Source organism: Dyella choica (genome assembly GCF_003977665.1).
Taxonomy (GTDB): Bacteria; Pseudomonadota; Gammaproteobacteria; order Xanthomonadales; family Rhodanobacteraceae; genus Dyella_B; species Dyella_B choica.
This window is the reverse complement of the sequence record NZ_RYYV01000012.1, coordinates 142,507-150,169: the sequence shown is the minus strand read 5'-3', so window position 1 is coordinate 150,169 and position 7,663 is coordinate 142,507. Positions and strand designations below refer to the sequence as shown.

The 7,663-nt window shown below is 56.9% G+C and carries 7 protein-coding genes; all 7 read right to left on the bottom strand.

The window, feature by feature from the left end; genetic code table 11:
• Positions 1-3: 3 nt before the first annotated feature.
• On the bottom strand, positions 4-798 hold the full coding sequence (locus EKH80_RS16020) for a response regulator (RefSeq protein ID WP_126685778.1): 795 nt from the start codon (positions 796-798) through the stop codon (positions 4-6).
• Between the two features lie 718 nt (positions 799-1,516).
• On the bottom strand, positions 1,517-2,206 hold the full coding sequence (locus tag EKH80_RS16015) for a hypothetical protein (protein WP_126685777.1): 690 nt from the start codon (positions 2,204-2,206) through the stop codon (positions 1,517-1,519).
• A gap of 54 nt (positions 2,207-2,260) precedes the next feature.
• Entirely contained in the window at positions 2,261-2,665 is a 405-nt protein-coding gene (locus EKH80_RS16010; protein WP_126685776.1) for a hypothetical protein, read from the bottom strand.
• Between the two features lie 292 nt (positions 2,666-2,957).
• Positions 2,958-3,908 carry a DUF309 domain-containing protein gene (locus EKH80_RS16005; protein WP_126685775.1) on the bottom strand — a complete coding sequence of 317 codons (951 nt, stop codon included), beginning with the start codon at positions 3,906-3,908 and terminating at the stop codon, positions 2,958-2,960.
• Between the two features lie 64 nt (positions 3,909-3,972).
• Positions 3,973-4,707 (bottom strand): TSCPD domain-containing protein, encoded by a 735-nt coding sequence (locus EKH80_RS16000; protein WP_126685774.1) that lies wholly within the window; start codon positions 4,705-4,707, stop codon positions 3,973-3,975.
• Positions 4,708-4,888: 181 nt separating this feature from the next.
• Complete coding sequence (locus tag EKH80_RS23855; protein WP_158628855.1) at positions 4,889-5,356, bottom strand: histidine biosynthesis protein HisIE; 468 nt, start codon at positions 5,354-5,356, stop codon at positions 4,889-4,891.
• Between the two features lie 96 nt (positions 5,357-5,452).
• Positions 5,453-7,597 (bottom strand): adenosylcobalamin-dependent ribonucleoside-diphosphate reductase, encoded by a 2,145-nt coding sequence (locus EKH80_RS15990; RefSeq protein WP_126685773.1) that lies wholly within the window; start codon positions 7,595-7,597, stop codon positions 5,453-5,455.
• Positions 7,598-7,663: the final 66 nt, after the last annotated feature.

Genomic DNA, 7,663 nt, shown 5'->3' with positions numbered 1-7,663 from the left:
CGCCTAGTCGAGGTAGGGGGCAAACGCTTTTTTCAAAGCCGTAAGGGTGCGTTGCATCGCCTCGGGCTCCATCGGCTTCGTGCCTCTTGCCATCCGTTCCAGTCGATCAGCCAACCTCAGTGCCCGCTGCACCCCCAGCACGAGCGCGATACCTTGCATGTGCTGCGCAAAGCGGAGCATCGAAGGCTTGTCATCCTTTGCCCAAGCCTGTTCAAACCCTTGGATGTCTTCGGTGAAACGGACTTGAAACCAGTCATCGGCGTTCTGGATTGGGGGAAGCGATTGTTTCGGTTCATCCTTAAGCGGCAGGTCGAGCCACAACTCAAGCATTGCTCGCAGCGTTTGGGCGCGTAGCGGCTTTTCCAGAACACCTTCTATCCCGCAATCCCCTATGTAGCCTTGCCAAATAAAGGCATCCGACCCAGTTGCCAAGACTATGATCGGAATGCACGGATGATCTGCTCGCGGCTTTCGCATCATCGAACACAGCTTTAATTCGCCGCTCTCCGGGCCCGGTAGCTCGTTGCAAGCCATCAGGATCATGCCGGGTGCGCAAAGATCGATGGATTTCAAGGCCGCCGCGGCGTCAGGAACGACGAGTGGCTCCAGGCCAAGTGTCTTGATGAGATCGACGAGGGTGCTGCGGCTCGGTGGATCAGCCTCTAATACCATGACGCGTGCAGGCGCTTGGATGGGTGCGGCAACCGTGCACGACGTGGCGGGTTCTTTTGCTGCCTTGCGGGCAGGCCGCTTTGCTTTTGGGAAGGTATAACCGACCCATGAGGAAATGATATTCATCACGCGTGCTCCAGGTAGTCACGCCGTACATTGCGCACGGCGTGAGGGGCACAGGGCAGAGCCCTGCTTCGAAGTCAGAAAACGCTGACAGACGATTTCGACTAAGTGCCCTCGACCACCTGGCACCACGCGAGCGGCGTGGTGGTAAAGCGCGGGTTTGGCAAGGGGAAGGACGCGCGTAGGCGCGCAGATGCCGTAAGATCAGGGGTAACCATTGATCAACTCCGTTCAAGTTGGTGGTGGCCAGCGGACCGTATGAGCACCACCTCATGCGGTTCGCGCTTTACCTCTTACGTCGGATGCGGCTTCCGGTTTGCAATCGGCACACCCGACGTGCAGCACCTTTGCATAGACACGTTTGCGTGTCTATCAGACGATACCGAAAAATCAGGTAGGTCGAACTTTCCTTATGGCGGCATGCAAGGCATGGCGATGTGACGGCTCATGCTGCTGATCTGCGTACTCGGCTGCAGCTAGTGGGATTCAGAATGTTCTGACGACTACCGCTCTGCCCCATTTGGCAGCGAAGCATTGTGATGGCATTTCCATTTCATCTACGACTATTGCAGCAACGCACAGCCAGATGAATAGCGGCGCACCCTTGGGTGGTATTCACCAAAGCCGTCGAACCAGCTCATCGCTCCTCTACTTCTCTCGAATCCCCACAATCTCGGCCGCCCCCGCACTGCCCCTTAATGCCGCAGAAAAAATGGGCAATTTACGGTCGCTTCTGACGCCGAACAGCGCATTCGACAAAGAGCAACCAGAACCCGGCATAGGTTACGAGAAAGGTACTCGCCATCCCTCTCGCGAGGAGATCGGAGGGCGATCCGGATGTCATTGAGTAGGAAGGCGACGCATACGATGGCCACCAGAGCGCCGCGAGCGATATTCCACCCATCACCATGGCAACGGACAGCACGCACATCCATCCAGCTTGGCGTTTGCTCTCGATGCGATCCCTGCCCGGCGCATCCTGCTCCTCCGCCACCCCTACTTCGTAGTCTCCCTTCCAGGTGGCATCGATGACATCGAAAGCTATAGCGAGATGTTCCCGGTGCACAAAGAGTCGAACGCCACCCAGGGCATAGAACCACAAGGGATTGATTTGGGTGACATTCGCCCCGGACAAATACGCATCAACGCCTTCGGCCTGCAAGCGGCCAAGCAGGATTTGCGCATTCAAAGGCGAAAGGCCGCGTATCACCTGCCGATAGCCCATGGAATTTGCGTCGCCTGCGCTCCCCGTGCTGGGTACATGGCTCGCTTCTGGGAGAAGCAAGCCTCTCCGACTCAACTCCGCAGTCAGAAGAACGCGTGCATTTTCGTCGAGTTGCGCCCGAACGGCATATTTCTGCAACTCATCATCCGACATCTCAGCGAAACGCCGCACGAACTCGTTTTCCATAACTCCCCCTGAAACCCCTTACCCCTAACCACTCTTTCTTCACGCACAAACGAATCACTTATTGTTTTTCGCGATCTCAACAAAAAGAGCCACTACGGCGTCTGGAACATTGGCACTTTTATTTTTTGAGCAATACACGCTGACCCAATCTGATGCGGTTTGAAGATCCATTGCTGACAGCAGATCCTGTCGGTCGGTTATGGCCACATTGAAGCCGCTGATGAATCCCGCCAACCAACTCTGATCGCCGATGAAATTCAGCGCGTTAAGACCGTTTTGCGCGAGGTTTTTTGCACTTCTTTCATCTTGAAGCCATTTGCTGCAGCTTCTCAAACCAAGGGTGCTGTAAGTTTTCCGCTCAATCGTTTGACCCGTATCGTTCGCACGGACAGGACTGGAGACCAACAGCGGCAAAGAAAGCACTATCCCCAAAACATGGATGACTCTGAAACGGCGCATACGTTACCTCCAGTTGTGTAGGTACACTTTTCCCGGGGTACTTCTTTAGCTGGCCGATCACTGGCGCCTTCTGCGCCAAACTTCGTCGCCCCACTGTACCACGAGGTCGACTAAAACAGCGAAGTGGAAACTGAAATTAACAACAAGATCAGTGCAATAACTTAACCTGAAATCGCTTATTTGCGGTGCGCCCCTTGCACAATTCCGATCAGTTGACTGGAATGACAATCCAACTACTTTCAGGCATGCAATGCTGGGATTGTCATCCCAGCCTACGCGCTTTGCCATCTATTTAGTCTTCAGCCGCATCAATCATGACAGAGGCCGGCGCAAATATTTCGCAAAACGTCTGCGCACCAAGCTTAATGGCGAGTGCAGCCGCACTTGCGGCTAACATCGTTATACAAATACTGATAGATTGAAACGCGGTAACTATAGCTGCAGTTATATATTTTTTATCATAAACCACGCTCAGACCATCACTCCAAGCTTTATATATCTCGCTATTAGGGCTGCAAAGGGCTCTCCAGGCCACACGCTTTAACGCCATCGAAGCTCTTTTCCCCAATTCCTCTTTCTCTTCCACAACGGGCGGTGGCAGGAATTTACGCTCTGGCGCCGGCAATCCTAAAACATAGACGTCGCGAATCTCACCCAACAGATTTAGCGATTTCGGAGGAAGTGATTTCGCCAATTCCGTCAGTATTTCCTCCGCAGTTTCAATTCGAACTAACCGAAGAGTCTCCTCGCTAACTTTGTCAATCGATAAAGGAGGCTTAGTTTTATCAATAAGCCCAGCAAGTATTCCCTCTTCTTCTAGGCGACCAAGCAATCTTTTATGGAATTGTCGCCTTCGAGCATCGGACTTTATATTATTTATATATCTAATTGCATTTTCGATTAACGGGCGTGCACCCTCTAAATTCCCTTCACGCAGGTGGCAGACTGCCAAAAGAGCCACCGCTTCTAAATGCAACCTAGTTTTAGTAGAACTCTTTTTAATTGTTCCAAGAAATCCCATTTTGGCAAATTCAAGACTATTTGCTTCCAAGGCGGTTTCATAAAGCCAGTTTTTTGCCTTGAGGAGCCTAGTTTCGTGTCCTGAAGGCCTGAGCAGCAGTTGAATTTCCGCGGCAACTTCCTTTGCAAGCCGCAAATCCGCGGTCCGTACGCATGCGCGCAATCTTGGCTCCAATACAGCCAGGCGAACCTTTTGCTCTTCGGTTAACGGCTTATTTGGCACGGTAATCCATTCCGGCACAGCCTCAATGATATGAACTAATTACAAAGAACCATCTCGACCCGGCTCAACCGCACTTGCTATATCCGCAGTTAAGGCACGTCTGGCACCCATCCATCAACACCAGCGCCTTGGTATTGCACTTCGCACACAAGGTGGCCCCCGGCGGAAAGCCGGCCGAGTCGTTGGTGTCGGCGTCGGTGGGGCTCAGCTCAGTTTTTTTTTGAGCGGCGTTCTCGTAGGCGGCACGCTTCTCGGCGATCAGGGCGCGCTGGGCGTCGCTCATCTCGGGGTCGTGGATGAGGCCGATGTTCTTCATGTGCTGCTCGATCACCGCGCCGATCTCTGCGACGATGCTGGGCATGTAGACGCCGCCGGCCTTGAAGTAGCCGCCGCGGGGGTCGAACACGGCCTTGAGCTCTTCCACGATGAAGGTCACGTCGCCGCCCTTGCGGAACACGGCGGAGAGAATTCGGGTGAGGGCCACGATCCACTGGAAGTGGTCCATGTTCTTCGAGTTGATGAAGATCTCGAAGGGGCGGCGCTGCTCGTAGGGGGTGCCGGCGTTGAGCACGATGTCGTTGATGGTGACGTACAGGGCGTGCTCGAACAGCGGGGACTTGATCTTGAAGGTGGAGCCGATCAGGGCCTCGGGGCGCTCCAGGCTTTCGTGCATCTGGATGACTTCCGCCATCGGCGCCTCTTTCGGCTGCTCGGTGGTGGCCTGCACGGCGGGCGCGGCCTTGTCTTCAGGTTTGACGACCTCGTAGCCCTTGATCTTCTTCTCGATCTTGATCGTCATGCCGGTGCTTCCTGGTTGGTATGGGGTGGCGCTAATACTAAAGATGGGGTTCGCGAGCGGCTTTAGAAGCGCTACGGCGAGACTGGACCCACCTCAACCCCTCCTTAGGGCGGAGAGGGGAAAAATCCGGGTCTTAAAAAGAAATCCGGCCCGACTCGCGCCGGGCCGGATTTCGGTTTGCTTACTTCTTGCGGGCGGCCTTCTTGGCGGTTTTCTTGGTCGCCTTACGACCGGCCTTCTTGCTGGCAGTGGACCTCTTTACCGTCTTCTTGGCGGTTTTCTTGCTAGCAGCCTTCTTGGCTGTCTTCTTCGATGCGGCCTTGCGGGCCGTCTTCTTGCTGCTGACCTTCTTTGCAGCCTTGCGGGCCGCGCCTTTCTTGGCGGCCTTCTTGCTGGCTTTCTTGGCGGCGCCTTTCTTCGCAGCCTTCTTGGCAGCGCCCTTCTTGGCGGCCTTCTTCGCTGCACCCTTCTTGGCGGCCTTCTTCACCGCTTTCTTGGCGGCGCCCTTCTTGGCCGGAGCGGCTTTCTTGGCTGCCTTCTTGCGACGGGCCTTCTTCGGCGCGGCTGCCGGTGCGGGCTCTTCAGCTACCGGGGCAGCCGGCGTGAGCAGGTCGTCGTTGTGTACTTCGAACTCGGTATCGATGGACATGCGGGTATTCCCCTCCGGTACGTTTGTTATGGAAACTTCTACAGGCTTGCTTACGGTGTGCGGAAACGTAGCGCGATTTCGCGTTGCGTGCCACTACTAAAACTTTCCGTAATAGCCTTCCTTCAAAGCATCGAACAAATTGGCGGCGGTGTGTGTCTCTCCGTCGTACTCCACTTCTTCGTTGCCTTTCAGTTCCACAACACTACCGTCCTCCAATTCGAAGCGGTAGAGGGTGTTCTCCAGGTCGGCTTCCTTGACCAGCACGCCCTGGAATGCAGCGGGGTTGAAGCGGAACGTGGTACAGCCCTTGAGGCCCTGTTTATAGGCGTAGAAGTAGATGTCTTTGAAGTCTTCGTAGGGGTAGTCGGTGGGGACGTTCGCGGTCTTGGAGATGGACGAATCCACCCACAGCTGCGCGGCGGCCTGGATATCCACGTGCTCCTTCGGGCTGATGTCGTCGGCCGCGACGAAGTACTCAGGCAGCTTGGCCTTGGGGTCGTCGCTGAACGGCATGGCATCGGCATTGATGAGTGCGCGATAGGCCAGCAGCTCGAAGCTATAGACCTCCACCTTCTCCTTGGTCTTGCGGCCCTCGCGGATCACGTTGCGCGAATAGTGATGGGCAAAACTGGGCTCGATGCCGTTGCTGGCGTTGTTGGCCAGCGACAGCGAGATGGTGCCGGTCGGCGCGATGGAGCTGTGGTGGGTGAAGCGCGCGCCCGTTTCGGCCAATTCCTTGACCAGATGCGGCGCTACCTCGGCGATGCGCTGCATGTAGCGGCTGTACCTGGCGTGCAGCACGCGGCCGGGAATCAGGTCGCCCGCCTTGTAGCCGTCGGCGGCCATCTCCGGACGCTTGCGCAGCATGTCACCGGTGACGGTGTAGTTCTTGGCGAGCACCGGTGCCGGGCCTTTCTCCCTGGCCAGGTCCAGCGCCACCTCCCAACCGGCCACGGCCATTTCGCGCGACACGTCTTCGGTGAAGGCAACCGCATCGGCGCTGCCGTAACGCAGCTTCAGCATGGTGAGCGTGCTGCCCAAGCCAAGGAAGCCCATGCCGTGGCGGCGCTTGGACAGGATCTCGTCGCGCTGCTGTTCCAGCGGCAGGCCGTTGATCTCCACCACGTTGTCGAGCATGCGGGTGAAGATCTTTACCACTTCGCGGTATTCGTCCCAGTCGAAGCGGGCCTTGGGGCCGAAGGGATCGCGCACGAAGGTGGTGAGGTTGACCGAGCCGAGCAAGCAAGAGCCGTAAGGCGGCAATGGTTGTTCGCCGCACGGGTTGGTAGCGCGAATCTGCTCGCACCACCAGTTGTTGTTCATCTCGTTCACCTTGTCGATGAGGATGAACCCGGGCTCCGCGTAGTCGTAGGTGGAGACCATGATCATGTCCCACAGATGACGCGCACGGATGTGCCCGTAGATCTTGCAGGCGACCAGGCCGTCGTCGCGCACGACGTAGTTCTCACTGGTGGGCCATTCGCGCCACACGACTTTGCTGGCGTCATCAAGGTCGATGTCGTCCTGCTCTTTCACGTGCACCGGGAAGACCATGGGCCAGTCCTGGTCGTGCTCCACCGCCTGCATGAAGCCGTCGGTAATCAGCAGCGACAGATTGAACTGGCGCAAACGACCGTTCTCGCGCTTGGCGCGGATGAACTCCTTGACGTCCGGATGGCTGACGTCGAACGTGCCCATTTGTGCACCGCGGCGACCGCCGGCGGAAGACACGGTGAAGCACATCTTGTCGTAGATATCCATGAAGGACAGCGGGCCGCTGGTGTACGCGCCCGCACCCGACACATATGCGCCACGCGGACGCAGCGTGCTGAATTCATAGCCGATGCCGCAGCCCGCTTTTAACGTAAGCCCCGCCTCGTGCACCTTCTGCAGGATGTCGTCCATCGAATCGCGGATGGTGCCGGACACGGTGCAGTTGATGGTGGAGGTGGCGGGCTTGTGTTCCAGCGCGCCGGCATTGGAGGTGATGCGGCCGGCAGGAATGGCTCCGCGGCGCAACGCCCACAGGAAACGCTCGTGCCAGTGCTCGCGCAACTCCGGCGTGGCTTCCACTTCGGACAACGCGCGCGCGACGCGCTTCCAGGTGTCGTCGATGGCGACGTCCACCGGTTCGCCGTTCTTGGCGCGCAGACGGTACTTCTTGTCCCAGATGTCCTGCGATGCGCTCTGCAGCGGAATGGCGGCATCGCGGCCGGTGTTTGTTGCACGCAGGATGCTCATTGGCTTCCTGACCTCCTGGCATGGCCTTGCGGCCCCGTTGGTTTCTAGTCTTATAGGTGTAAGTGA

Bases quoted from the DNA above. Each gene is read 5' to 3' on its own strand.
- EKH80_RS16020 (WP_126685778.1), bottom strand. From the start codon at position 798: ATGAATATCATTTCCTCATGGGTCGGTTATACCTTCCCAAAAGCAAAG.
- EKH80_RS16015 (WP_126685777.1), bottom strand. From the start codon at position 2,206: ATGGAAAACGAGTTCGTGCGGCGTTTCGCTGAGATGTCGGATGATGAG.
- EKH80_RS16010 (WP_126685776.1), bottom strand. From the start codon at position 2,665: ATGCGCCGTTTCAGAGTCATCCATGTTTTGGGGATAGTGCTTTCTTTG.
- EKH80_RS16000 (WP_126685774.1), bottom strand. From the start codon at position 4,707: ATGACGATCAAGATCGAGAAGAAGATCAAGGGCTACGAGGTCGTCAAA.
- EKH80_RS23855 (WP_158628855.1), bottom strand. From the start codon at position 5,356: ATGTCCATCGATACCGAGTTCGAAGTACACAACGACGACCTGCTCACG.
- EKH80_RS15990 (WP_126685773.1), bottom strand. From the start codon at position 7,597: ATGAGCATCCTGCGTGCAACAAACACCGGCCGCGATGCCGCCATTCCG.